Genomic DNA, 25,119 nt, shown 5'->3' on the forward strand with positions numbered 1-25,119 from the left:
GTGGCGAGCGCACCGAACCCGTTGCCAAAAAGACACGGCCAGCGCGTGGCTGGCCGTGTCGGGTGCAGCAGGCGGCCGGCGCCGCCCTCAGGGACAGGATCAGGCCGGCACGGCCTTGCCGCGGCCGGTCACGAAGCGGCCGATGCGCACGATCACGCGGTAGACCAGGCGCACCAGGGTCAGGGTCAGGATCGCTTCGACAAAGGTCATCAGGAAGGCCGGCAACGTATTCCAGCGTTCGGCGCGGCGGCCATATTTGGCCACCATGCGGTCGCGGGCGATCTCGATGCTGTCGTAGAAGGTCGGCACCACCAGCAGGGTCAGCACGGTCGAGGTGATCGTGCCGCCGATGATGGCGATCGCCAGCGGCTGGTAGAACTCGCCCGAATCGCCGAAGGCCAGCGCCACCGGCAGCATGCCGGCGATCAAGGCGAAGGTGGTCATCAGGATCGGACGCAGGCGCTTGCGGCCGGCCGCCATCAGGGCATCCTCGCGGTCCATGCCTTCGTGCTCCAGGGCGCGGGCGGCGTCCAGCAGCAGGATCGCGTTCTTGGCCACCAGGCCCATCAGCATGATGATGCCGATCATGCTCATCAGGTTGAGCGTATGCCCCGTGATGATGAGCGCCACCACCACGCCGATCAGCGACAGCGGCAGCGACATCATCACGCCGATCGGCGCGGTGAACGAACTGAACTGCATCACCAGGATCAGGTACATCAGGGCGATGCCCGACAGCAGCGCGATGACCATCTCGGTGAACAGCTCCTGCTGGTCCTCGCCCGAGCCGCCCAGCGCCAGGCCGTAGCCCGGCGGGAAGTCGAAGGTGCGCGCCAGTTTCATGGCGTCGGCCGTGACCTCGCCCGGCGAACGGCCCTGGGCATTGGCCGAGACGGTGATCATGCGCTCGCCGTTCTTGTGGCGGATCGCCGACGGACCCTTGCCCATGGTAATCGAAGCGATCTGGTCGAGCGGCACCATCATGCCCGTGCCGCCGACCGAGATCGGCAGGCGCTCGATGCTCTCGGTGTTGACGCGGTCGTCAGGATGCAGGCGCACGGCGACGTCGCGGGTCTCGCTGGTCGGGTCGACCCAGTCGCCCACTTCGATGCCGGCGAAGGCCACGCGCAGCGACTGGGCGGCGTCGTTGACCGAGATGCCCATCATATTGGCCAGGCCGCGGTCGAGCACGATCTGCAGCTCGTTCTTCGGATCCTGCTCCGACAGGGTGATGTCGACCGCGCCCGGCACCTCGCGCAGCTTGACCATATAGGCATTGGTCAGTTCCATCAGTTTGCGCGAATCCGGGCCGCTGAACTCGATCTGCACCGGCTTGCCGTTGCCGCTCAGGTCATCCATGACCACGTACTCGGCGCCGACCAGGCGGCTGATCTTCTCGCGCAGCTCGACCGCGACCTCGGAGGCGCTGCGCTCGCGCTGGCGGCGCTTGCCGATGTCCACGTACACGCGGCCGCCAGAGAGGTTGACGTTACTGTTGGTGTCCTCGGTTTCCGGCAGGGTGCGCGCCAGTTCGGCGGCCGCCTCGACCTTGCGGCGGGCATACTCGACGCTCGACGAGGCCGGCACGCGCACCTCCACCATGATGGTGCCCGAATCCATCTTCGGCAGGAAACTGGAGCCGCCAAAGGCCGAGTGCAGGGCGATCGCGCCGGCCAAGCTTGCCAGGGCGATGAAGCCCATCCAGCGGCGGTGATGCAGCGCCCACGCGATCACATTGCCGTAGCGGTCGGCCTGGCGGTCGAACCAGTGGTTGAACTTGTCCAGCATGCGGCCAATGCCCTTCTTCGGCGCGCTGTGGTGGTCTGGCGGATCGCCCCAGTAGGCCGACAGCATCGGGTCGAGCGTGAACGAAATGAACAGCGACACGATCACCGAGCAGGTCACGGTGAGTGCGAACGGACGGAACCACTCGCCGGACACGCCCGGCATGAAGGCCACCGGCACGAACACGGCCATGATCGAGAAGGTCGTGGCGGCCACGGCCATGCCGATTTCGGCGGTGCCTTCGAGGGCCGCGGTGCGGCGGTCCGACCCCATCTCCATGTGGCGCACGATGTTTTCGCGCACCACGATCGCATCGTCGATCAGCACGCCGATCGCCAGCGACAGGCCCAGCAGGGTCATGAAGTTCAGGGTGAAACCGCATAGCCAGACCGCGATGAAGGCGGCCAGCACCGAGGTCGGCAGGGCCAGCGCGGTGATCAGGGTCGAGCGCCAGGAATTGAGAAAGGCATACACGACGAACACGGTCAGCACGGCGCCCAGCACCAGTGCCTCGATGACGTTGTTCAGGCTCGACTGCGCATCTTCGCCGCCGTCGCGGGTCACTTCCAGCTTGGTGCCTTCCGGCAGGTGCTGGCTGGCTTCCTTGACCACTTCATGGACCTTCTTGGCCAGCGACACGGTCGAGGCGTCACGCGAGCGGGAAATCTGCAGGCCGACATTCGGCTTGCCGCTGCGCATGGACAGGCTGTTGATGTCGGCGAAGCCGTCGCGGATCTCGGCGACCTGGTTCAGGCGCACGATCGTGTCGCCATTGCGCTTGACCACGATCTGCGAGAAATCCTCGGGACGCTCGATGCGGCCAACCAGGCGGATGCCCTTCTCGTCCAGTTCGCTACGCAGCTTGCCGACCGGCGCGTTGGTGTTACCGCTGCGCAGGGCGTTAGTTACTTCCGTCACCGATACATTGAACTCACGCAGTTTCTCGGCGCGCAGCAGCACCGACAGCTCGCGCCGCAGGGCGCCGTTGACGGCGACCGTCGAGACGCCGTCGATGGCGCGGAACTGGTCGGCGAGCACGTCTTCTGCATAGCGCGAAATCTCGGCATGGCTTTGCGTGCTCGACGACAGCGCCAGCGACATCACCGGTTCGGCGGCCGGGTCGATGCGGCGCAGCACGGGCTCGCGCATCTCGATGGGCAGCTTGTAGCGCACTGCGGCAATGGCGTTGCGCACGTCGTCCGACGCTTCGATCAGGTTGCGGTCGAAATCGAATTCCATCCAGATCGACGCACCGCCTTCATAGGAGTTGGAATTGACTTTGTTGACGCCCTGGATCGCCTGCATCTGCTTCTCGAGGCGGTTGGTGATTTCGCGCTCGGACGTTTCGGGCGAGGCGCCCGGATACGGGATGTCGACCACGATGATGGGGATGTCGACGTCGGGATTCTGGTTGACCCGCAGCTTGGACAACGCGAGCAGGCCGATGGCCATCATCGCGACGATGATGACGATCGTCGCGACCGGTTTCTTGACACTAAAATTGGACAGGAACATGGTTGTTTTTCCTTATATATTTCCCGTATTACTTGCCTTGGGCGGCTGCGCCGGTCGCGGCACTGGCCACGCGCGCGGCCGGCATGTCGACCTTCTGGCCGTCTTTCAGGTTCGAGGTCGGCGCGCGCAGCACGATGTCGCCTGCGGCCAGGCCCTGCTTGACTTCGAGGTTGCCGGTGCGCGGGTCGCGCGCGCCAACCACCAGGTTGACCTTGGACAGCGTTTTATCCTTGATGCGCCAAGTGTGGCTGTTGTCGCCGACACGCACCAGGGCCGATTCAGGCAACATCAGGGCGTCGGTGGCGGAAGCGTCGACCCGGCCTTCGGCGTACAGGCCGGCCACCCGCGGCTGGGCCTTGTCGGCGAAGCCCACCAGCACTTCGACCTGGCGGGTAACCGGGTTGGCGGCTGGATCGATGCGCTTGACGATGCCGGCGAACTGCTGCTCGCCATAGCCGTTGACGCGGAAATTGACCTTCTGGCCGACCTTGACGGTGCTGACCGAATCGGCCGACACCGCGCCTTCGAAGCGCATGCTGGTCGGATCGATGACTTTGACCAGCTCCTTGCCGATATTGGCGGTGTCGCCGTTGGAGACCTTGCGCTCGGAGACGATGCCGTCGAACGGCGCGCGCACGGTGGTGCGGGCCAGTTGCTGGCGCGCGGTGGCGACGCGGCTCCGGGCGCCCGACAGTTCGCTCAGGGCGTTATTGCGCGCCATTTCGGCGTCGTCCAGGGCCTTGGCCGAGGTCATGCCGGATGCGGTGAGGGTCTTGAGGCGCTCGAGCTGGCGGTTGGCCTGTTCCAGCGCCAGGCTGGCGGCGCGCTGCGCATCCTCGGCCGACGTCAGGGTGTCGCGGATCGAGGTCTCGTCGAGGCGCACCAGCACGTCGCCGCGCTTGACCGGCTCGCCGTTCTCCTTGAGCACCTGCAGCACGATGGCCGAGACTTCGGCGCGCAGGTCGGCCTTGCGTTCCGGCTGGATCGACCCCGTGACCACCGGGCCCGACGAAATCGAATCGCTCTGGATCGTCAATACATCCTCGGGCGCCACCGTCAGCTGCGTCGGCTTGTTGTCCTTGCCCTGGCCGGGGGCCTTGGCGGAATCCTTGCCGCAGGCGACGAGGCTTGAGGCGATGGCTAGAACGAGGAGGGTTTTGCGCAGCATTGTGATTCTCCAGAGTAGGACTTGATCGTTTTTATAAAAATGAGAATAGGTACTCAGCGCGCAGTATTCAGGAGGCCCCTGATGGCGTCAATTGACGAACCTGTATAACGCCGAATTCGATGGATGAACTGCGTTTTTTGGCGATGAGCTGCATTCCAGCCCGGATGAGATGCGGGGTAAAACGGACAGGCGGACGTCCGGCAAGTGGACGCCCGCTGTATGTACATGGCTAGAGGCCACCGAGGACGGCGTTGATCAGGAAGCCCATGCCGATGCCGGTCAGGACGCCGCCAGCGATTTCGATCTTGGTATGGCCCATGCGTTCGCGCAGGATGACGTAGTCCTCCTTGCCGTCGTGCAGGCGGTTGATCGACACCGCGTGGCGCCCGACGTGCTGGCGCAGGCTGTTGGCGTCGATCATGACGATGAAGGCGAGCGCACACGCCACGCCGAAGGCCGGATTGTCCATGCCTTCGCGCAGGGCGATCAGGGTGGCCATGCTGGAAACGACCGCGCTATGGTTGCTGGGAAAGCCACCATTGCCGACCAGGTCGAAGGCCCAGCGCCGCAGGCGGACGCTGGAAATGAGAAACTTGATCGGACCGACCACCATCCAGGTCAGTATGGGCGTCGCGAGGTAGATAATGTCCATGATGTCTTATAGGTGAAAATGCTGGGCGGAATTATCTCAGAAGCAAGGCCTCGTGGGCGACTTTTGGAACGGACGCATCAGGCCGGGAAACGGTAATATTGACCCAACGAGTCAATACAGACAAGAGGTATGTATGCGGCACTTCCGCTGGTCCTTCATCGTCACGGCAGTCCTGATGGCCCTGGCCGGCTGGTGGGGCTACGAGCACCGCGGACTGCCCGGCCTGCTGCAGGCCCTGTGGATCACCGCCATCCTCGGCGTGCTGGAAGTGTCGCTTTCTTTCGACAATGCCGTCGTCAATGCCTCGGTGCTCAAGCACTGGAACGAGTTCTGGCGCAAGCTGTTCCTGACCGTCGGCATCCTGGTGGCGGTGTTCGGCATGCGCCTGCTGTTTCCCCTGGTGATCGTCGCCGCCGCCACCGGCCTCGGCCTGTTCGACGTCTGGCATATGGCGATCGACAATCCCAATGAATATTCGCGCCACCTGACCGAGCACCACGCCGAGGTCGCAGCCTTCGGCGGCGCCTTCCTGATGCTGGTGTTCCTGAACTTCCTCTTTGACGAGGAAAAAGAGCTGCATTGGATCACCTGGTTCGAGGAAAAGGTCGGCAAGTACGGGTCCGAGGGACTGGCCGTGCTGCTCACCCTGCTGTGCGTGATCGGCGCCATGCGCCTGATGCCCGAGGCACGCAAGCTGGCGGTGCTGATCGCCGGCGTGACCGGGGTGCTGGTCTATATCGGCGTCAAGTGGCTGAGCGGACTGCTCGAAGAAAAGGAACAAGATCCCTCGGTCGGCGCCATGATCTCGCAAGGCAGCATCGGCGGCTTTCTCTACCTGGAAGTGCTGGATGCCTCGTTCAGCTTCGACGGCGTGATCGGCGCCTTCGCCATCACCAATGACGTCGTGATCATCATGCTGGGCCTGGCCATCGGCGCCATGTTCGTGCGCTCGATGACGGTGTTCCTGGTCTACAAGGGGACTTTGCAGGAATTCGTCTATTTAGAGCACGGAGCGCACTACGCGATCGGCATCCTGGCCCTGATCATGTTCGCCAGCGTGCACTATCACATCCCGGAATGGTTCACCGGGCTGTCGGGGCTGGCCTTCATCCTGGTGTCGCTGTGGTCGTCCATACGCTACCGCAGGAGGATTGCGGCCCAGGAGGCCGAGGTGGCGGCGCGGACCGGTTAATTAGCGGCCCGGATGAGATTCGCAGTTTGCGATTACTGCAAGGCATGGCAGAATGAGCGCGCACCGCGTTTGCGCTGCAATATTGACAACCCGTGCCAACCTTTTTGATCGCCTGCCCGACCATGCCCAAAGCCCGTTCTACCGCCATCCTGCTATCCGTCGTCGCCGTCGTGGCGGTGCTCGGTTCCCTGTACACGTGGTTCACCCTGACCTGGGCGTATTCCGAGGGCGACCGCGCCGGCTACCTGCAGACGTTCTCCAAGAAAGGCTGGCTGTGCAAGACCTGGGAGGGCGAGATCCTGCTGTCGAGCATGCCGGGAGCGATTCCCGAGCGCTTCGCCTTCACCGTGCGCGATGAGACGGTGGTACAGCAACTCAACAGCAATATCGGCCGCCGCGTGCAGATCTCGTACGAGCAGCACAAGGGCGTGCCGACCAGCTGCTTTGGCGATACCGAGTATTTCGTCAAGCGTGCGGTGACGGGGCCGGTGGATCCGGTGTCGCCGAGCCAGGCGCAGGGGGCGCCGGCGCAAGCAGCAGCTGCACAATAAGCACACCCTCCACGTCGTTCCCGCGGAGGCGGGAACCCAAGGCTGTAGCCTGGAGATATCTTGAAACGTAGTCGGTCCGCGAGCAAGCTTAGGTTCCCGCCTTCGCGCACTGCTGTCCGGGATAATTTGAGGGGAAATTGCTGGAAGGGTTGCAGGGACTGGTTTACCGGCGTATACCGGAGTCGCCAAACTTAAAAACCACCCCTGCAACATGTTCAGCATATCCACTTTTCAAGAATTAATGAAGGGCCTTCCGCGTCAGAAGTTCGACGCATTGGTCAAACAGCACAACGCCGACAAGTACTCGAAGAAATTCAGTCATTGGCAGCATCTCATCAGCATGCTGTACGGGCAGCTCAGTGGAGCATCCAGCCTTCGCACCTTGGCCATCGGTTTTAACAGCCATCAGTCCCACCATCATCATCTAGGGGCGGCATCTATTCAGCGCACGACCATTGCCGACGCTAACGCCAGGCGTAGTGATGCAGTATTTGCCGAAACAGCGGCATGGCTGATGAAGCTCGTTTCACGCAAGTTGCGCAGTGATAGTTCCGAACTGATGTATTTGCTCGATTCAACTTCGCTCACGCTCAAAGGCCGCGAGTTTGATCGTTGGACGCTCGATAACAGCACCCGCAACACGCAGGGCATGAAGGTGCATGTTTTGTTGGATGCCACGACGCAGTCTCCCGATTGGTACAGCTTCAGTGCTGCCAACGTCAACGACATCGAGAAGGCGTGGGAGGTCCCGCTGCGACAGGGCGCCTTGTATGTGTTCGATAAAGGCTACTGCGATTACAGCTGGTGGCATGCTATCGATAACGCTGGTGCATTGTTCGTCACTCGCTTCAAGAAAAACGCGGGCTTGACCGTGATCGAACAGCGCGAGGTTCCAACCGACGCGCTGGGAGTCATCGACGATGAAATCGTCCAGCTTAAACACCGCCGTCCTGGTGGACGGGCCAATCCTTATGTTGCAACTCTGCGCCGCGTGACCATTGCTCGTCCCGACAAGACTGCACTTGTTCTTGCCACCAATGATCTGGAAAGCTCAGCGCTGGAGATCGCCCAGAGCTACAAGGAGCGATGGGACATCGAGCTGTTCTTCAAATGGATCAAGCAGCATCTCAAGATCAAATCATTCTTGGGCAGATCCGAAAACGCTGTACGTATCCAGGTGCTTACTGCATTGATCAGCTACCTGCTTGTCGCCCTCTACAAGCAGCGAAATGCCGTCAAAGGCACATTGTGGGAGTGTTTGGTGCAGGTACGGGAAACCCTGTTTCAACGCGGCGCCACCGAACTCTCTCGATACCGACGACAGCGTCGATATCGAGAGGACTTGGCACTCAAACAAGGACGCCTATTCTGATGGAAAAATCAAGAAGATTATTCCGGACAGCAGTGCGCNCTTGTCGCCCTCTACAAGCAGCGAAATGCCGTCAAAGGCACATTGTGGGAGTGTTTGGTGCAGGTACGGGAAACCCTGTTTCAACGCGGCGCCACCGAACTCTCTCGATACCGACGACAGCGTCGATATCGAGAGGACTTGGCACTCAAACAGGGATGCCTATTCTGATGGAAAAATCAAGAAGATTATTCCGGACAGCAGTGCGCCTCCGCGGGAACGACGGTATCGCATCAGTCCTCGAACACCTTCGGCGGCGCCACGCCGCGCCAGCCCAGCTTCCAGCCGATGTTGAGCAGCAGGGTCACGCACACATAGAGCAGGAAGAACAGCACGAAGAAACGCTCCTGCAACAACGCCAGCAGCACCAGGCACACGCCCACCAGCGCCAGCATCACCTTGCCTTTCGGGTGCTTGGAGCTGGGGAAGCGGATGGTCGACACCATCAGCGCGCCGACGCAGACCATCAGCGCGCACACCATGAAGGCCGGCGCCAGGGAAACGACGGGATCGGGCCAGGCCACCACTACCGAGGCCACGCAGGCCGCACCGGCGGTGATCGGCATGCCGACGAAGTAGCGCGGGTCGGTGCGGCCATGGCTGATATTGAAGCGCGCCAGGCGCAGCGCACCGCAGGTGACGAACACGAAGCAGGCCAGGCCGCCCATGCGCTCCAGCGTCGGGTGCACATCGCCCAGCTGGGTGAAGCCGTAGCAGTACAGCAGCAGGCCGGGCGCGCAGCCGAAGTTCATCACGTCGGCGATCGAGTCGAGCTGCACGCCGAAGCTGGACTGGGTATTGGTGGCGCGCGCCACGAAACCGTCGAGCGCGTCGAACACGCCGGCCAGCACCAGCAGGATCGCGGCCAGGCGGAAGTCGTCCGGGTCGCCGACGCGTGCGTTGTCGACCGAGATCACGATGCTGGCGAAACCGCAGGCGATCGATAGCAGCGTCACGGAACTGGGCAGGGCGAACTTGGCGCGCGCGAGGCGTTGCTGGTTAGATAGCTTCAATGGTCGACTCGACAAGGGAAATGTTGGCTTATTCTACAGTGAGCCCTGTAAGGGTGTTGCGCGATGGTTGCAGCGGCGGTCACGATCGTCGTTTTTGGCCTAGAATGATGCCCCACGCTTATGTATTGACAGGAGTTGCAAGATGAGCTATACGCCACGCTGGCAGTCGATCGCCGCGATCCTGGGCGCTGCCCTGGCCATGAGTGCATGCGGCGGCGGCGGCGGGAGCAGCAGTCCGACGCCCCAGGCCGGTGGCGGCATGGCGGTCGCGCCAAGCCCCGCTGCACCCGCACCCGCCCCAGCGGTGGATGCCCCCGCCCTGACCGGCAATATCGCCCTCGATGGCCGCAACTGGATCAATTACCGGCGCGCCCAGGCCGGCGTGCCGACGGTCACCCAGAACGCGCAGATCGACAATGCAGCGCTCGGACACTCCGAATACCTGCGCATCAATAACCTGATGAGCCACGACCAGGTGCCGGGTCGCCAGGGCTTTACCGGCGCCACCTTGGGTGACCGCCTGAACGCGGCCAGCTACACGTTGGACCGGGCGCGCGGTTTTGCCTATGGCGAAGTGATCTCCGGCAGCAACAACGGCTCGGGATTCTTCATGACCGAAGAACTGATCACGGCGATCTATCACCGCTTCGTGATCTTCGAGCCGATGTTCCGCGAGCTCGGCACCGGCGCCGCCAGCGCCAGCCGCGGCTACCATTATTTCACCGCCGATTTCGCCAGCCGCAACGGCTATGGCCCCGGCATCGCGCGCGGCACGATCGTCAGCTGGCCCTTCAACGGCCAGACCGGGGTCGCGCCCAACTTCTTCAGCGATACCGAGGAACCGGACCCGGTCCCCGACCGCAACGAGGTGGGGTATCCGATCAGCGTGCACACCAATCTCGATTCGACGCTGGCGGTCGGCAGCTTCACGGTGCGCCCGCGCGGCGGCGCCAACCTGCAAGTGCTGCGCGTCGATCCGCTCGGGCAGGCAACGGCGGCCTCCATCATCCCCGTGGCTCCGCTGCGCGCGGCCACGACCTATGAGGTCAATTTCAGCGGTACGGTCAATGGTGCGGCGGTTGCGCGCGCCTGGTCGTTCACGACGCGGTGAGCGGCGCAGCGGTGGCCATCGACTTCGCGGCCGGCCTGGAAAGGGTGATGGATGACCGCGCGCTGTTCCTGCGCGTGCTGGGACGCTTCGCCGGCGACTACCGCGACCTCGCGGCGCGCCTGCACGCGGCGCTGGATGCCGGCGACGCCGTGCTGGCCCACCGCATCGCCCACACGCTCAAGGGCGCGGCCGGGATGATCGAGGCGAACCGGCTGCGCGAGCTGGCGCTGAAGGTCGAACTGGCGATGAAGGCCGGCGACGCGGCGCCGCTGGCGCTGATCGCAGCGCTGGACGAGGAGCTGGCGCGGGTGCTGGCGGAAGTCGACACGCTGCTGGCCGCGCCCGAAACGCAGACATTAACGCCGGCGCCGGCGCCCGCAAGCCTGCCAGTCGCCCGGGACGACCTGGCGCGCCTGCGCGACATGCTCGACCTCGGCGATGGCCGTGCGCCGGACCTGGCCACGCAACTGCGTCCGCGCCTGCTGGCGAGCATGGGAAGCGAGAAGGTGGCGGCGTTCGACGCGGCGCTCAGGCGCTTCGATTTCGAGAACGCGCTGGCGCTGCTGGAGCAGACCGGCCGCCGCTAGCAGCGCTCAGCGCGTGAACTCGGCTTCTTCGTCGAAGGAGTCGGCGCAGGGCTTGCCGCAAAAGCGCCGCACACTGTCGAGCGGCTTTTCGCAGTACCAGCACGAACCCTTGGCCGGAAGACTGGCGCGGGTCGGCATGCTGCCTGTGGAGGCAACTGAGACGGCCACCGGCGGCTCAGCGGGCAGCCCACTGTCCGGAAGACTCTCGTGTGTCGTTTCCAAGATCCACCCCCTGATACGGCAGCCTTTAGTCAGAGAAAGATTACTTCAGCGGAACTCCGTGCGCATGAGAAAGCGCAAGCCGGACCGCGACAGGCGAACCCATCACGACTTTCGTTGCGTATCAGTGTGCGCCCAATGCCAGGCGGGTGCAATCCCCTGCCCCGCTCCCGGGGACCGATTTGACATGCGTGCAACGTTTCGGCTGCACGAGCCCCAATGCACCACCAAAAAACGTAGCGTAATGCCAACTATCGGCATGCATGCTTGCGCACACTGCTTATTTTGCCGGCTCGAGCGTCACGACCAGGCCGGTGCGCGTGGTCTGGATTCGCGTGGGAACGAATTGCACGCCCGCGTAGCGCAAGTCTTTCTGCTCGAAGGTATAGACCGGCATGTCGCGCGCGACGGTGTCGATCAGGCCGTTGGCGACGCGGGTCAGTTGACGCTCGGCTTCGGGGTTGCCGAGCTGCAGGCGATCGACGCGCGGCTCGGCCATCATGACTGCGGCGCGAGCCGGGTCGACGTACAGGCGTCCCGAGAACGCGATATTGCCGGTCCAGGCGCGCGCGAACGGCGGCGCGACCGAGGCCTCGACGGCCAGCGCGACCCGGTCGTCTTCCGGCTGGATCGCCAGCTGCGGACGGGTGAGCTGGACGTCGAACAGTTCCAGCAGGCGCTCATTGACGGGGAAGCGCTTGTCCAGGCCGGCCTGCAGCTTGTGCAGGGGGAGCTCGACCTGGCGCGGGCCGATCAGGCTGGAGCAGGAGGCGAGCAGAGTAACTGCAAAGGTTAAGCCGGCCAGTTTCAGTAAGTGACGAGGGAACATAAGTGTAGGAGATTGCATGCGAATCAGCTTCTACTAGGGAACAGCCAAGCGTAACATGATCGCAGACGAATAAGCTCCGATCACGTCAGTACAGGACGCAAGACGCCTCTCTTTCAGGCTCTCTTAAACAAGCTTTGCAAGAGAGAGCTAAGTGCTTGATATTATTTAGGAAAAAATAAACTCTCTCTGCAAATCTCTATTTTTTCTATGTAATCCTCTTTGCGGGTTTCCATGAGGGGGCGGTATCTGATCCCGTGTTAACAATTCTCCCCTGGCGTCGCAGCTTGGTGAGTAAGTTGCCGATTTTGTTATATTTCTGTCTATCATCCAATGCATCGCTGAGCTTACTCCCTAGCAGCTTGTTGATCTCAGCACGCGTTGCTTGTCCAAATTTCTCCAAGTAGTCAATGATGAGCTTGGCGTAGAACTCATCATCCTGCGCTCTGGTACGAATGTACTCAGCCTTGTTCGCCGTTGCCTCCGCCACAGCAGCCGATACATGATAATTTGGCTTACGTCCTTCGATCAGCTTCATTCGCTTCAAACGAGTCACTGCTTCTTCAGGAATAAGCAACTTCTTCTGTACACGATCAAGTGCAAGAACATCAGCCAATGGCAAATCTGTTTTCTGAATCAGCAAACGACTATAGGCCGGATCGACGACACCTCCATAAATCGTCAGCCTTACTGCGCTCGCCTCGTCCAGATCGTAATCAGGCATAGGAAAATACCGCTTGGCTTGACGGGCATGCATATCGTGAATACCGTAGCCCATCGTGTCGATCATATTCAGTTCGGCCATGGCCTGGGCCAAGAATGGATTCCGATAGCGCCGAGGAATCTTGTTCCCTTCGAGGTAATCACTTGGTTGACCTTCGAAAAAGCCGCCCTCGTTTTCAAACAACAACCTGTCCGGACGTTCCGTCACCACAACCCGGCCGTTGCGTGTGTAATCCTGATGTGCAAGACAATTATGCAGCGCTTCCAGCACGACTTTTTGATCGTACTTCGAAACCTCTACAGGCAATAGCTGATCTTCAGGCAAAATTCGCAGTTGAATATTGCGAATACGTTGGTAGAGATGTGTTGTCTCCAGTAAAAATGGCGGACCGAAATGCTCATAGGCCCGTTCCACACCCTCCAGTTTCCAAGTCAATTGCACCGGATGAGGAGACAAGTGCCATGCCGATTTCGCTTGCCCCAACAAGAGCAAGGCCGCACGCGTGATTTTGCCATTCTGAGTGATGCGGGCTCGATCAAGGAAGACAGTAAGAGGCCAGCGTTCTACTTCCTCGGATGAAAAACGGTTAGCATATTTCTGAGCAAACGACTCACGCGCCCTGCGCACGGCGCCCTCATCCAAATCATCCAAAGAAGCTCCTGCTACAAGCTGAGCAGTCCAATCCTGCAAGAGAGTCTGTTGACGAATTTCATCCAGTTTGTCCAGCCCTAATGGAACCCGGCTCTCTCCAGCACGAGCGTAGTAATGGCCTTTCCAGCTGATCGGAATACCTCGTGGTGCTGCCGGAATTTCCATGAGTATCACTCGACCGCGCTCATCGTCGAGGACATGAATATTCCGCACCGTGATGCTGGGTTCAGTTCCTTGCGCCAGTTGATTCTTCAACCTCTGAAGACGATCAGCGTCGCGACGATAATCAGTCCCGACGATGGCACGGGTCTTGTCGTTGATTCCGAAGACTAGCCAAGCGCGTTCAACGCAGCGAAGATTGGCCTCATTGCTCAACGCAGAAAAATACTCACCGATCTTGTCCGTGTCGTACTCGTTACCTGCCTGCTTGAACTCTGCCACCTCGTTTTCCCAAGCAGCGATCAACTGATCGAGCAGTACCTTTAAATCTGCTGACGTCATACGCATTCCCTCACCACACTGCAATAGTTACAGTTCCCGCTCAATCATCGAACTGTCACTTGCCGATACAGAAGCGGCTGAAGATCACCCCCAGCAAATCGTCCGGCGTGAACTGCCCGGTGATGCTGGAGAGCCGATCCTGCGCCAGCCGCAGCTCCTCGGCGAACAGGTCTAGCGACTGATCGTCCTGCATCGCATGCTGGCGCGCCAGCTCCAGGTGTTCGCGCGCGGCGCGCAGCGCGATCAGGTGACGCTCGCGCGCCAGGTACAGCGATTCGCCAGTCTGCTGCCAGCCGGCGATGCGCAGCAGCTCGGCGCGCAGCAGGTCGATGCCGAGCTTTTCGTGCGCCGACAGGTACAGGTGAACGGCGTCCGAGCTCTCGTCCTTCGACGGCTTGTGCCCCGACAGGTCGATCTTGTTCCAGATGCGCACCACCGGCACGTTCGGAGGGAAGGCCGCGACGATGGCCTCGTCCGCGGCGCTCGGGCCGAGATTCGCGTCCAGCAGGTGCAGGATCACGTCGGCCTTGCCGACCTCGCCCCAGGTGCGCTCGATGCCGATGCGCTCGACCACGTCGATCTCTTCGCTCACTGCGCGGATGCCCGCGGTGTCGATGATGTTCAGCGGGATGCCCTCGATCTGGATCGTCTCGCTCACCTTGTCGCGCGTGGTGCCGGCGATCGGCGTGACGATCGCCACCTCGGCCCCGGCCAGCGCGTTCAGGAGTGAGGACTTGCCGACATTGGGCTGCCCGACCAGCACCACGTTCAGCCCTTCGCGCAGCAGCGCGCCCTGCGCCGCCTGGCGGAACACGTTCTCGAGCGATTCGATGATGCCGGCCAGCTGCCCGCGCGCGTTCGATTTTTCCAGGAAGTCGATTTCTTCTTCCGGGAAGTCGAGCGTGGCCTCGACCAGCATGCGCAGATTGATCGTGCCGTCGACCAGGGTGTGCACCACTTGCGAGAAGGCGCCCGACAGCGATTGCGACGCCGACTTGGCGGCGGCTTCGGTGGAGGCGTCGATCAGGTCGGCCACCGCCTCGGCCTGGGCCAGGTCGAGTTTATCGTTCAGAAAAGCGCGGCGCGTGAACTCGCCCGGTTCGGCCAGGCGCAGGCCGGACGCCGCGCCGGCTTCCAGCACGCGCGCCAGCAGCATCTGCAGCACCACTGGGCCGCCATGGCCCTGCAGTTCGAGCACGTCCTCGCCGGTATACGAATGCGGTCCCTTGAAGAACAGGGCCAGACCCTCGTCGAGGATGTCGCCATTGGCGGCCTTGAACGGGATATAGGTCGCGTGGCGTGGCGCCAGGGTCACGCCGGGGAACAGGGCGTCGACCAGGAAGGCCAGCGATTTGCCGGAGGCGCGCACGACGCCGATGCCGCCGCGGCCCGGAGCGGTGGCGATGGCGGCGATGGGAGATGTGTCGAGTTTCATGGAACGATTGTAAGGGATACGGGATCTTCAAAAACAAAAAGCCCGCGCTTTTCAAGCGCGGGCTTTTCACGAGAAGCTGCGGATTACTTGGCCGCGGCGGTCTCGAACTTGCGGGTGATGACCCATTGCTGGGCGATCGACAGGATGTTGTTGACCACCCAGTACAGCACCAGGCCGGACGGGAAGAAGAAGAACACCACCGAGAACGCGATCGGCATGAACAGCATCATCTTGGCCTGCACCGGATCGGTCGGCTGCGGGTTCAGCTTGGTCGTGATGTACATCGACACCGCGTAGATCACCGGCAGGATGTAGAACGGGTCGGGCTGGGTCAGATCCTGGATCCACAGGATCCATGGCGCTCCGCGCATTTCGACCGATGCCTGCAGCACCCAGTACAGGGCGAAGAACACCGGCATCTGCACCAGGATCGGCAGGCAGCCGCCCAGCGGGTTGATCTTCTCGGTCTTGTACAGCTCCATGGTGGCCTGCTGCATCTTGGCCGGATCGCTCTTGTAGCGCTCGCGGATCGCCTGCATCTTCGGCGTCACGACGCGCATTTTCGCCATACTGCGGTAGCCGGCCGCCGACAGCGGGAAGAAGGCCAGCTTGATCAGGATGGTCAGGGCGACGATGGTCCAGCCCCAGTTACCCAGCATCGAGTGCAGCTGGGTCATCACCCAGAAGATCGGCTTGGCGATCACGGTCAGCATGCCGTAGTCCTTCACCAGCTCCAGGCCCGGGGTGATGGTTTCCAGGATCTGCTCGTCCTGCGGACCCGAATACAGGCGGGTGTCGTTCGACACGGTCGCGCCAGGCGCCACGGTGCCCAGCGACTGCACGGTGCCGATCGCGTACAGGTTGTTGGCGATCTTCTTGGTGAAGATGTCGCGCGGCGACTTGTCGGCCGGGATGAAGGCCGAGACGAAGAAGTGCTGCGAGATCGCGACCCAGCCGTTGTCGGCCTTGGTCGAGTGGTCGGCCTTGCCTTTTTCGATTTCCTCGAAGGTCAGCTTCTGGTACTTGTCGGCGTCGGTGTACAGGGTCGGGCCGGTGTAGCTCGGCATGAACCAGGAATCGGTCGCCGGCTTGTTGCCGTCGTGCTGCAGCTGCAGGTAGATCGATGGCTGGACCGGCGCGGCGCTGATGTTGGTGACGTCATGACGCACGCCGACCAGGTAGTCGCCCTTGCGGAAGGTCAGCGTCTTGGTCAGGCGCACGCCACCCTGCTCGGCTTCCAGCACGACCTGCGCCTGGTTGTTGCCGCCCAGCGTGGTCTGCGCCGACTTGACGGTGAATGGCGTCGTGTGATTCGGCAGCACGCCGGCGGCGCTGGTGCCGATCAGGCCGGTCTGGCCCAGGTAGACGCTCGGGCCGTTCACATTGAACAGGACCTGGTTCTTGGTCTTGTCGAAGTGATCCGGATAGTGCAGCAGCTCGAGGCGCTTGATGACGCCGCCGACCGAGTCGATGTCGACTTTCACCACGTCGGTGGTGACGGTGACGATCTGGCTGGCAGGCGCTGCAGGGGCAGCGGGAGCACCCGGCACCGCGGTAGCGGCGGCGGCCGGAGCGCCCGGCACGGCGGCGCTGCCCGGCTGCGCCGCAGCTGGAACATCCGTCGGCTTGGTCTGCTGCGCGACTTGCGCTGGTGGTTGCGCCGAGAACAGCGACTGCTTTCCGTTAGCCACCATCCAGTTGTTCCAGAGAACAATCAGGGAGATGGCGAACACGATCCACAGGACAGTACGTTTATTGAATTCCATTGGAGTCTTCAGGAGTGGTTGCAACCGCAAGCGGCTGAGTGAGATTCCTTGGGGCCGTCTTTCGGCGGCACCGGGTCGACGCCACCCGCATTCCACGGATGGCAGCGGCCCACGCGGCGCGCGGCCAGCCAGGAACCGCGTGCGGCGCCATGGACGCGCAGCGCTTCGATCGCATAATTGGAACAGCTGGGATAGAACCGGCAACGCGGCCCGAGCATGGGGGACAGCAGCAGCTGGTAGCCGCGAAGCAACCAGACGAGCAGCGTCTTCATGGCGTGCTGGCCGGCGTAGGACGCGGCCGCTGCTGCAGGGCTTGCTGTGACCCGAACAGGCGCGCCAGTTCCACCTTCAGCGCGGCCTTGAGGGCGCGCGTGGTGGCCGGGCCGTCCTTGGCATTGACGGGACGCGACAGGCGGACGATGCAATCGACCTGCGCCAGGCTGCTCGTACGGAACAGCTCGCGCGTCATGCGCTTGATCGTATTGCGGGTCACCGCGCGCGGCGCAAAACGCTTGGCCGCAACGACGCCCAGCCGCGCATGCGGCAGGTCGTTCGGACGCGTGTAGAGCACGAAATGCGCCGTTTTTTGCGTCGGCCGCAAACGAAAAACGGATGAAAATTCATCCGTTTTAACGATGCGCCGAGCGCGCGCGAAGTCGTGCGAACCTTCGCCTGTCATCACCGACCGCAATCGATCTGCGGTGCGTGACTTAGACAGCCAGACGCTTGCGGCCCTTGGCGCGGCGAGCGTTCAGGACTTGACGGCCACCACGGGTAGCCATACGTGCGCGGAAGCCGTGCGTGCGCTTGCGACGGACGACGGAAGGTTGGTAAGTACGTTTCATGGTGGTCTCGCTTAAAGCAAAATAAGATGCAAAATCGGGTCTGACGTCGTGTCAGATTCGGCGCCGATGACAGTTTCGCTCAAGGTTATACCAGCGTCACGCCACAGCAGGTCTTTCGTCGCCCAACCACCAGCCGCTGAAAAATCACAGCCTGGCATGGCGCATGGACGGGGAACCCTGAATTAGACTCTACTTCGCACCCTTGTGTCAAGGCAGGTGTTGTTTCACCAAGCGCCACCCGCGTACGTTTCCAGCTTGGCAAGGGGTCGGCCCGGCTCGCCATTTCGGTGGAAAATATGTGCAGCGCCTGTGGATAACTTGGGCCGAGACAGGTAAAATAGCGTGTTACGTATCAAAAGCGAAGTATGGAAAATTTTTGGCAGTCAGCATCCGCGCAGCTTGAGCTAGAGCTCACGCCGCAGCAATTCAGCGCGTGGATCAAACCGCTGGTCGCCCTCGACTACGAAGACGGCAAGCTGCGCATCGCTGCGCCGAACCGCTTCAAGCTCGACTGGGTCAAGACGCAGTTCGCCACCCGCATCACCGAACTGGCCGCCCAGTACTGGGAAGCGCCGGTCGAGGTGCAGTTCGTGCTCGACCCGAAGAACAATCCTGCCCGCAAGGCGACCGACTCGAGCGCGTCCGGCAACTCGGCCACCGTCGATTTCAACGCGCCGCGCCCTGCGCCTGGCGCCGAGAACCCGCAGCCGTCCGCCGGGCCGAGCTCGACCCAGAACCTGAACATCGCCAACTCGCCCAAGCGCGAGCAAAGCCGGATCAACACCGAGCTTACTTTTGATAGCTTCGTGACCGGTAAGGCCAACCAGCTGGCGCGCGCCGCCGCGATCCAGGTCGCCAACAACCCGGGCGTGTCGTACAACCCGCTGTTCTTCTACGGCGGCGTCGGCCTCGGTAAGACCCACCTGATCCATGCGATCGGCAACCAGGTCATGGCCGACCAGCCGAACGCGCGCATCCGCTACATCCACGCCGAGCAGTATGTGCGCGACGTCGTCACCGCCTATCAACGCAAGGGCTTCGACGATTTCAAGCACTACTACCATTCGCTCGACATGCTGCTCATCGATGATATTCAATTCTTCGGTGGCAAAAGCCGGACGCAAGAAGAATTCTTCTATGCGTTCGAGGCACTGATCGCGGCCAAGAAGCAGATCATCATCACCTCGGATACTTATCCGAAAGAGATCACGGGCATGGACGACCGCCTGATCTCGCGTTTCGATTCCGGCCTGACGGTGGCGATCGAGCCGCCCGAGCTCGAGATGCGCGTGGCGATCCTGCTGAAAAAAGCGCAGTCCGAGGACGTGACGCTGTCGGACGACGTCGCCTTCTTCGTGGCCAAGCACCTGCGCTCCAACGTGCGCGAGCTCGAAGGCGCGCTGCGCAAGATCCTGGCCTACTCGCGCTTCCACGGCAAGGACATCACGATCGACGTGGTCAAGGAAGCACTGAAGGATTTGCTGTCGGTGCAGAACCGCCAGATCTCGGTGGAAAACATCCAGAAGACGGTGGCCGACTTCTTCAACATCAAGGTCGCGGACATGTATTCGAAGCGCAGGCCGGCGAACATAGCCCGTCCGCGCCAGATCGCCATGTACCTGGCAAAAGAACTCACGCAAAAGAGCCTGCCGGAGATCGGCGAACTGTTCGGCGGCCGCGACCACACGACCGTGCTGCACGCGGTGCGCAAGATCTCCGGCGACCGCCAAAAAAATCCGGAGTGCAACCACGAGCTGCACGTGCTGGAACAGACGCTCAAGGGCTGATCGCCTGCTTTTGAGCAGTTTTTTTGTGTTTGCCTCAGGCAATGGCACAATATCGCTTTAGTAACACATCACCTTTCAAACGTACTGAGGATAACTATGCAATTGGTCAAAACCACCCGAGATACGCTTCTCCGGCCACTGCAGATCGTGAGCGGTATTGTCGAGCGTCGGCACACTATGCCGATTCTGGCCAATATCCTCATTCGCAAGACCGGCGAGAGCGTGTCCTTCCTGTCGACCGACACCGAAGTGCAGATCACCACGCACGCCAATATCGGCTCGGGCGACGACGTGACCGGCACCACGGTGGCCGCGCGTAAACTGCTGGACATCCTGCGCGCGCTGCCGGAATCGGGCGACGTCACGATGACGCTGCAGAACAAGCGCCTGGCGGTCCAGAGCGGCAAGTCGCGCTTCGCGCTGCAAACCCTGGCGGCCGAGGAATTCCCGACCGTCTCGGTGGCCGACAGCTACAACGCCTCGGTGACCCTGCCGCAGAAAACGCTGAAGCACCTGTTCAATATGGTGTACTTCTCGATGGCCCAGCAAGACATCCGTTACTACCTGAACGGCCTGCTGCTGGTGCTGGACGGCAGCAATATCATTGCCGTGGCAACGGACGGCCACCGCCTGGCGTTCTGCCAGGTGGAGACCGAGCAGCAGTTCGAGCGCCAGGAAGTCATCATCCCGCGCAAGACCATCATCGAGCTGCAGCGCCTGCTGGAAGAAAGCGATGAAACCGTGCGCCTGGACATCGCGGCCTCGCAGGTCAAGCTCACCTTCGCCGACATCGAGCTGGTCTCGAAACTGGTTGAGGGCAAGTTCCCTGACTACACCCGCGTGATCCCGAAGGGTTACAAGAACGACTTCACGATCAGCCGCGATGAACTGCTGCGTTCGCTGCAGCGCGCCGCGATCATGACCAGCGACAAGTTCAAGGGCGTGCGCTGCATCATCGAGCCGGGCGTCATGAAGATCAGCTCGACCAATGCCGACCAGGAAGAAGCGGTCGAAGAACTCGAGATCGACTACGGTGGCGATTCGATCGACATCGGCTTCAACGTCACCTACCTGCTCGACGTGCTGAACAACCTCAAGTGCGACCAGGTGAACATCGCCCTGGGCGACTCGAATTCGTCGGCCCTGATCTCGATTCCCGACAATGGCGACTTTAAATACGTCGTCATGCCGATGCGCATTTAAGAAGGTTGGCAGGCAGACGGCGCGCCAACAACAGTTAGCCTCAAGACCGTCGTCCCCGCGCAGGCGGGGACCCAAGTTTGCTTGAACGCCAACGAACTTGGGTTCCCGCCTGCGCGGGAACGACGTTTCCGGGGTTGCAGGCCAGTGTTGAAGCCGGCTGGCCGCAGGCAACCGGATTCACCGTTTTATAGAAAGCAGTCCATGTCCGAGAATATTCCAGCAGAACAGCCCGCCCCAAGCGCGGATGATTACGGCGCGTCCTCCATCCAGATCCTGGAAGGCCTCGAAGCGGTGCGCAAGCGCCCTGGCATGTATATCGGCGACACCTCGGACGGCACCGGCCTGCACCACCTGGTGTTCGAAGTCCTCGACAACTCGATCGACGAAGCGCTGGCCGGTTATTGCACCGAGATCCACGTCATCATCCACTCCGACAACTCGATTTCGATCGCCGACAACGGCCGCGGCATCCCGACCGGCGTCAAGATGGACGACAAGCACGAGCCAAAGCGCTCGGCAACCGAGATCGCCCTGACCGAGCTACACGCCGGCGGCAAGTTCAACCAGAACTCCTATAAAGTCTCGGGCGGCCTGCACGGCGTCGGCGTGTCTTGCGTGAACGCACTGTCGAAGCTGCTGCGCGTGACCGTGCGCCAGAACGGCAAGGTGCACCAGATGGAATTCACGCGCGGCGTCCCGGTCGATCGCCTGATCGAGATGCGCGACGGCTTCGAAGTCTCCCCGATGAAGGTGACCGGCGAAACCGACAAGCGCGGTACCGAGGTGCACTTCTGGGCCGACGAAACGATCTTCACGCTGGTGGAGTTCCACTACGAAATCCTGTCGAAGCGTATCCGCGAACTGTCGTTCCTGAACAATGGCGTCAGCATCAAGCTGACCGACCAGCGCACCGGCAAGGAAGAGCTGTTCGCCTTCGAAGGCGGCACCCGCGGCTTCGTGGAGTACATCAACAAGGCCAAGACCGTGCTGCACCCGAGCGTGTTCCAGGCGACCGGCGACCGCATGTCGGACCAGAACACGAATATCTCGGTCGACGTCTCGATGCAGTGGAACGATTCGTTCAACGAACAGGTGCTGTGCTTCACCAACAACATCCCGCAGCGCGACGGCGGCAGCCACCTGACCGGCCTGCGCGCGGCGATGACGCGTGTGATCAACAAGTACATCGACGAGCACGACTTCGCCAAGAAGGCCAAGGTCGAGATCTCGGGCGACGATATGCGCGAGGGCCTGACCTGCGTGCTGTCCGTTAAAGTGCCTGAACCTAAATTCTCGTCGCAGACCAAGGACAAGCTGGTGTCGTCCGAAGTACGTGGCCCGGTCGAGGAAATCGTCGCCAAGACGCTGACCGACTTCCTGATGGAAAAGCCGAACGACGCGAAGATCATCTGCGGCAAGATCGTCGAAGCCGCCCGCGCCCGCGAAGCGGCGCGCAAGGCGCGCGACCTGACCCGCCGCAAGGGCATCATGGACGGCCTGGGCCTGTCGTCGAAGCTGGCCGACTGCCAGGAACGCGACCCGGCGCTGGCCGAACTGTACATCGTCGAGGGTGACTCGGCAGGCGGTTCGGCCAAGCAAGGCCGCGACCGTAAATTCCAGGCGATCCTGCCGCTGCGCGGCAAGGTGCTGAACGTGGAAAAGGCGCGCTTCGAGAAGATGCTGTCGTCGGAGCAGATCACGACCCTGATCGCGACCCTCGGCACCTCGATCGGCCCGGACGAATTCAACGTCGACAAGCTGCGCTACCACCGCATCATCATCATGACCGATGCGGACGTCGACGGCGCCCACATCCGCACCCTGCTGCTGACCCTGTTCTATCGCCAGATGCCGCAGCTGGTGGAACGTGGCCACATCTATATCGCGCAACCGCCGCTGTACAAGGTCAAGGCCGGCCGCGACGAGCGTTACCTGAAGGATGACGTCGAAGAAGCCAGCTACATGATGACGTTCGCGCTGAACACCGCGTCGCTGCTGCCGAAAGAAGGCGCGGACCCGGTCAACGGCGAAGCGTTGGGCGAACTGGCGCGCAAGTACAACCTGGCCAACGCCATCATGCTGCGCCTGGCGCGCGTGATCGACCGCGCTGCGCTGACCGCGATCTTCAGCGGCGGCGTGGCGCTGGACCTGACGACGCTCGAGAGCGCCGAAGCATCGGCCAAGGCCATGGAAAGCGCGATCAACGACAAGGCCGTGCAGGTCAAGGTGCGTTCGGACGAGCTGTCCGAGAAGCATGCCCTGCGTATCGAACGCGTCTACCACGGCAACGTGCAGGTGACGTCGATCGACGCCGACTTCGTCGCAGGCGCCGATTACGCGCTGCTGGCCGATTCGGCTGCGACCTTCCAGGGCCTGATGGGCGAAGGCGCCTTCGTGCGCCGCGGCGAAGGCGAGCGCATGAAGGAATTCGCGGTGCGCGATTTCCATCAAGCGATGGAATGGCTGCGTGAAGAAGCGGAACGTGGCGTGTCCAAGCAGCGTTATAAAGGTCTGGGCGAGATGAATCCGGAACAGCTGTGGGAAACCACGATGGATCCGACCGTGCGTCGTCTGTTGAAAGTGCAGATCGAGGATGCCATTGCGGCGGATCAGATCTTCACGACGCTGATGGGCGATGAGGTCGAACCACGTCGCAACTTCATCGAGGCCAACGCTCTGCGCGCTGGCAATATCGACGTCTGATCGTATTGCACTTCAAGTCAAAACGGCCTCTTCGTGAGGCCGTTTTTTTATTGCTGCTCAATCCTGCTCGGGTATCGGCCGAACCACCAGGAACTGGTATGACATCGCGCCAAGGAAGGCGATGCCGGCGCCAGTCAGCAGGGCCGGCACGAACGACCAGCCCTGTGCGATATAGCCGGTAAAGATCGGCGCCAAGGCGCCGCCGATAAAGCCGCCGAAGTTCTGGATCGCACCCAGCGAGGCAATCCGGCTGCGCGGCGCCACCGCTGTCACCAGCGACCACGAACAGGCCGACGCCGCATTGGCCAGGAAGATCACGACCGAGATGCAGGCGATGGCCGCGGTATTGCTCTCGACCAGCGCAGCAGGAATCGTGAACGCCACCATGCCCAACATCGACAGCACTACCGCTGTCCGACGCCCCGACACGACCGATTTCGCGCGGCGGGTGATCTGGTCCGACGCCCAGCCGGCCGACAGCGCACCCAGGAAGCCGCACAGGAAGGGAATCGTCGCCGCAACACCGACATAGGCCACGTCCATCTGACGTTCCGTGCGCAGATATCCCGGTAGCCAGGTAAGGAAGACCCAGTTCAAATACACCGATCCGAAGAAGCCAAGCAGCATGCCCCAGGTGGCGCGCTGGCGGAACAGCGCGCGCCAGGATGCGAAGCCCGCCGCCGGCGCGTCTTCCGAGGTCTGCCCTTCGTCCAGGTAGGCACGCTCGGCCTCGGTCAACTCTTCGCGCATCGGGTCGCGATACAGCATGACCCAGACGATGGCCGCGACGATGCCCAGCGCGCCAGTGATGAAGAAGGCCCAGTGCCAGCTGGTCGCGGCGATCAGCGGCGACAGGCACAAAGGCGCCAGCGCGAAGCCCAGCGGCGAGGCCGAGTTGTAGATGCCGGTCGGCGTGCCGCGCGCGCGCAAGGGGAACCAGTTGCTCACCACCCGCGCCGCGGCCGGGAATTGCGGCGCCTCGCCGATGCCGAGCACGACGCGCGCCAGCACGAACCAGCCGAAGGTGGAGACCAGACCTCCCGCGGCCTGGGCCAGCGACCAGATCACCAATCCCGCACCGAGCAACCAACGCGGCCCGATCTTGTCGACCAGGGCGCCGACCGGTAGCTGGCACAGCGCATAACTCCACGAAAAGGCCGACAGCAGCACGCCCATCTCGCCGAGCGAGAGGCCGAGGTCGGCGCGGATGAATTCATTGGCGACGGCCAGCGTGGCGCGGTCCAGGTAGTTGATGACGCCGGTGACGACCAGCAGCGTCAGTGCCAGATTCTGGCGGTAGCGGATGCGCGAAGTCGCGACCAGGTGAGTAGGGGTAACGTTCATTTCGGGATGGTATCAAACACGATCACTGACTGGTGGCGCCTTTTTTGCCATGGCATGTTTGCAACACAGCGACAACAAGACATAAAACTCGTGCTACCATCCGCTCCGGGCTGTGCAGTACGCCCACTCTCGC

The 25,119-nt window shown here is 62.0% G+C and carries 21 protein-coding genes; 8 read left to right on the forward strand and 13 right to left on the reverse strand.

Going from position 1 to position 25,119, the window contains the following annotated elements:
• Positions 1-99: 99 nt before the first annotated feature.
• From FVD38_RS03030 to FVD38_RS03040, 3 genes are all read right to left on the reverse strand, one after another.
• A complete protein-coding gene (locus tag FVD38_RS03030) occupies positions 100-3,300 on the reverse strand; it encodes an efflux RND transporter permease subunit (protein ID WP_147933473.1) in 3,201 nt (1,066 codons plus the stop codon).
• Between the two features lie 28 nt (positions 3,301-3,328).
• The gene (locus FVD38_RS03035; protein ID WP_147933474.1) at positions 3,329-4,468 is read right to left on the reverse strand and encodes an efflux RND transporter periplasmic adaptor subunit; all 1,140 of its coding nucleotides are present in this window, start codon (positions 4,466-4,468) and stop codon (positions 3,329-3,331) included.
• A 229-nt stretch (positions 4,469-4,697) separates the two neighbouring features.
• On the reverse strand, positions 4,698-5,120 hold the full coding sequence (locus tag FVD38_RS03040) for a divergent PAP2 family protein (RefSeq protein ID WP_123072129.1): 423 nt from the start codon (positions 5,118-5,120) through the stop codon (positions 4,698-4,700).
• Positions 5,121-5,253: 133 nt separating this feature from the next.
• Here FVD38_RS03040 and FVD38_RS03045 point away from each other — a divergent pair, with 133 nt between their 5' ends.
• From FVD38_RS03045 to FVD38_RS03055, 3 genes are all read left to right on the forward strand, one after another.
• On the forward strand, positions 5,254-6,312 hold the full coding sequence (locus tag FVD38_RS03045) for a DUF475 domain-containing protein (protein ID WP_147933475.1): 1,059 nt from the start codon (positions 5,254-5,256) through the stop codon (positions 6,310-6,312).
• A 92-nt stretch (positions 6,313-6,404) separates the two neighbouring features.
• Entirely contained in the window at positions 6,405-6,863 is a 459-nt protein-coding gene (locus tag FVD38_RS03050; protein WP_370660624.1) for a DUF8785 domain-containing protein, read from the forward strand.
• A 211-nt stretch (positions 6,864-7,074) separates the two neighbouring features.
• Complete coding sequence (locus FVD38_RS03055) at positions 7,075-8,235, forward strand: IS4 family transposase (RefSeq protein ID WP_147933476.1); 1,161 nt, start codon at positions 7,075-7,077, stop codon at positions 8,233-8,235.
• Between the two features lie 269 nt (positions 8,236-8,504).
• Here FVD38_RS03055 and pssA read toward each other — a convergent pair whose 3' ends face one another.
• Complete coding sequence (gene pssA, locus FVD38_RS03060; protein WP_123068601.1) at positions 8,505-9,284, reverse strand: CDP-diacylglycerol--serine O-phosphatidyltransferase; 780 nt, start codon at positions 9,282-9,284, stop codon at positions 8,505-8,507.
• Positions 9,285-9,426: 142 nt separating this feature from the next.
• On the opposite strand from pssA, the gene FVD38_RS03065 reads away from it, so the two are divergent.
• Together FVD38_RS03065 and FVD38_RS03070 are read left to right on the forward strand one after the other, a co-directional pair.
• On the forward strand, positions 9,427-10,395 hold the full coding sequence (locus tag FVD38_RS03065) for a CAP domain-containing protein (protein ID WP_147933477.1): 969 nt from the start codon (positions 9,427-9,429) through the stop codon (positions 10,393-10,395).
• Positions 10,392-10,982: an Hpt domain-containing protein gene (locus FVD38_RS03070; RefSeq protein ID WP_229493379.1), complete on the forward strand. Its 591-nt coding sequence runs from the start codon at positions 10,392-10,394 to the stop codon at positions 10,980-10,982. The genes FVD38_RS03065 and FVD38_RS03070 overlap by 4 nt, the downstream gene beginning before the upstream one ends.
• Before the next feature lie 6 nt (positions 10,983-10,988).
• Here FVD38_RS03070 and FVD38_RS27050 read toward each other — a convergent pair whose 3' ends face one another.
• From FVD38_RS27050 to rpmH, 8 genes are all read right to left on the reverse strand, one after another.
• Positions 10,989-11,120, reverse strand: a complete 132-nt coding sequence (locus FVD38_RS27050) for a hypothetical protein (RefSeq protein ID WP_267874118.1) — start codon at positions 11,118-11,120, stop codon at positions 10,989-10,991.
• A 361-nt stretch (positions 11,121-11,481) separates the two neighbouring features.
• Entirely contained in the window at positions 11,482-12,030 is a 549-nt protein-coding gene (locus FVD38_RS03080) for a DUF1439 domain-containing protein (protein ID WP_147933478.1), read from the reverse strand.
• Positions 12,031-12,235: 205 nt separating this feature from the next.
• Positions 12,236-13,903 (reverse strand): RNA-binding domain-containing protein, encoded by a 1,668-nt coding sequence (locus FVD38_RS03085; RefSeq protein WP_147933479.1) that lies wholly within the window; start codon positions 13,901-13,903, stop codon positions 12,236-12,238.
• A 55-nt stretch (positions 13,904-13,958) separates the two neighbouring features.
• The gene (mnmE, locus tag FVD38_RS03090; RefSeq protein WP_147933480.1) at positions 13,959-15,338 is read right to left on the reverse strand and encodes a tRNA uridine-5-carboxymethylaminomethyl(34) synthesis GTPase MnmE; all 1,380 of its coding nucleotides are present in this window, start codon (positions 15,336-15,338) and stop codon (positions 13,959-13,961) included.
• Positions 15,339-15,421: 83 nt separating this feature from the next.
• On the reverse strand, positions 15,422-17,104 hold the full coding sequence (yidC, locus tag FVD38_RS03095; RefSeq protein WP_147933481.1) for a membrane protein insertase YidC: 1,683 nt from the start codon (positions 17,102-17,104) through the stop codon (positions 15,422-15,424).
• 8 nt (positions 17,105-17,112) lie between these two features.
• Complete coding sequence (gene yidD, locus FVD38_RS03100; protein WP_123067961.1) at positions 17,113-17,376, reverse strand: membrane protein insertion efficiency factor YidD; 264 nt, start codon at positions 17,374-17,376, stop codon at positions 17,113-17,115.
• Positions 17,373-17,783: a ribonuclease P protein component gene (rnpA, locus tag FVD38_RS03105; protein ID WP_147933641.1), complete on the reverse strand. Its 411-nt coding sequence runs from the start codon at positions 17,781-17,783 to the stop codon at positions 17,373-17,375. The genes yidD and rnpA overlap by 4 nt, the downstream gene beginning before the upstream one ends.
• 31 nt (positions 17,784-17,814) lie before the next feature.
• Positions 17,815-17,949 carry a 50S ribosomal protein L34 gene (rpmH, locus tag FVD38_RS03110; RefSeq protein WP_040378179.1) on the reverse strand — a complete coding sequence of 45 codons (135 nt, stop codon included), beginning with the start codon at positions 17,947-17,949 and terminating at the stop codon, positions 17,815-17,817.
• 365 nt (positions 17,950-18,314) lie between these two features.
• Here rpmH and dnaA point away from each other — a divergent pair, with 365 nt between their 5' ends.
• The 3 genes from dnaA to gyrB all read left to right on the forward strand — a co-directional run bounded on the left by dnaA (position 18,315) and on the right by gyrB (position 23,642).
• Entirely contained in the window at positions 18,315-19,736 is a 1,422-nt protein-coding gene (gene dnaA / locus FVD38_RS03115; RefSeq protein WP_147933482.1) for a chromosomal replication initiator protein DnaA, read from the forward strand.
• 96 nt (positions 19,737-19,832) lie between these two features.
• On the forward strand, positions 19,833-20,939 hold the full coding sequence (gene dnaN, locus FVD38_RS03120; RefSeq protein ID WP_109345937.1) for a DNA polymerase III subunit beta: 1,107 nt from the start codon (positions 19,833-19,835) through the stop codon (positions 20,937-20,939).
• Between the two features lie 201 nt (positions 20,940-21,140).
• Complete coding sequence (gene gyrB / locus FVD38_RS03125; protein WP_147933483.1) at positions 21,141-23,642, forward strand: DNA topoisomerase (ATP-hydrolyzing) subunit B; 2,502 nt, start codon at positions 21,141-21,143, stop codon at positions 23,640-23,642.
• Positions 23,643-23,699: 57 nt separating this feature from the next.
• On the opposite strand, the gene FVD38_RS03130 is transcribed toward gyrB, so the two are convergent.
• On the reverse strand, positions 23,700-24,986 hold the full coding sequence (locus tag FVD38_RS03130) for an MFS transporter (protein WP_147933484.1): 1,287 nt from the start codon (positions 24,984-24,986) through the stop codon (positions 23,700-23,702).
• Positions 24,987-25,119 lie beyond the last annotated feature (133 nt).

Source organism: Massilia arenae (assembly GCF_008014745.1).
In the GTDB taxonomy this organism is placed as follows: Bacteria; Pseudomonadota; Gammaproteobacteria; order Burkholderiales; family Burkholderiaceae_D; genus Telluria; species Telluria arenae.

Bases quoted from the DNA above. Each gene is read 5' to 3' on its own strand.
- FVD38_RS03030 (WP_147933473.1), bottom strand. From the start codon at position 3,300: ATGTTCCTGTCCAATTTTAGTGTCAAGAAACCGGTCGCGACGATCGTC.
- FVD38_RS03035 (WP_147933474.1), bottom strand. From the start codon at position 4,468: ATGCTGCGCAAAACCCTCCTCGTTCTAGCCATCGCCTCAAGCCTCGTC.
- FVD38_RS03040 (WP_123072129.1), bottom strand. From the start codon at position 5,120: ATGGACATTATCTACCTCGCGACGCCCATACTGACCTGGATGGTGGTC.
- FVD38_RS03045 (WP_147933475.1), top strand. From the start codon at position 5,254: ATGCGGCACTTCCGCTGGTCCTTCATCGTCACGGCAGTCCTGATGGCC.
- FVD38_RS03055 (WP_147933476.1), top strand. From the start codon at position 7,075: ATGTTCAGCATATCCACTTTTCAAGAATTAATGAAGGGCCTTCCGCGT.
- FVD38_RS03065 (WP_147933477.1), top strand. From the start codon at position 9,427: ATGAGCTATACGCCACGCTGGCAGTCGATCGCCGCGATCCTGGGCGCT.
- FVD38_RS27050 (WP_267874118.1), bottom strand. From the start codon at position 11,120: ATGCCGACCCGCGCCAGTCTTCCGGCCAAGGGTTCGTGCTGGTACTGC.
- FVD38_RS03080 (WP_147933478.1), bottom strand. From the start codon at position 12,030: ATGTTCCCTCGTCACTTACTGAAACTGGCCGGCTTAACCTTTGCAGTT.
- FVD38_RS03085 (WP_147933479.1), bottom strand. From the start codon at position 13,903: ATGACGTCAGCAGATTTAAAGGTACTGCTCGATCAGTTGATCGCTGCT.
- mnmE (WP_147933480.1), bottom strand. From the start codon at position 15,338: ATGAAACTCGACACATCTCCCATCGCCGCCATCGCCACCGCTCCGGGC.
- yidC (WP_147933481.1), bottom strand. From the start codon at position 17,104: ATGGAATTCAATAAACGTACTGTCCTGTGGATCGTGTTCGCCATCTCC.
- yidD (WP_123067961.1), bottom strand. From the start codon at position 17,376: ATGAAGACGCTGCTCGTCTGGTTGCTTCGCGGCTACCAGCTGCTGCTG.
- rnpA (WP_147933641.1), bottom strand. From the start codon at position 17,783: ATGACAGGCGAAGGTTCGCACGACTTCGCGCGCGCTCGGCGCATCGTT.
- rpmH (WP_040378179.1), bottom strand. From the start codon at position 17,949: ATGAAACGTACTTACCAACCTTCCGTCGTCCGTCGCAAGCGCACGCAC.
- dnaA (WP_147933482.1), top strand. From the start codon at position 18,315: ATGGAAAATTTTTGGCAGTCAGCATCCGCGCAGCTTGAGCTAGAGCTC.
- dnaN (WP_109345937.1), top strand. From the start codon at position 19,833: ATGCAATTGGTCAAAACCACCCGAGATACGCTTCTCCGGCCACTGCAG.
- gyrB (WP_147933483.1), top strand. From the start codon at position 21,141: ATGTCCGAGAATATTCCAGCAGAACAGCCCGCCCCAAGCGCGGATGAT.
- FVD38_RS03130 (WP_147933484.1), bottom strand. From the start codon at position 24,986: ATGAACGTTACCCCTACTCACCTGGTCGCGACTTCGCGCATCCGCTAC.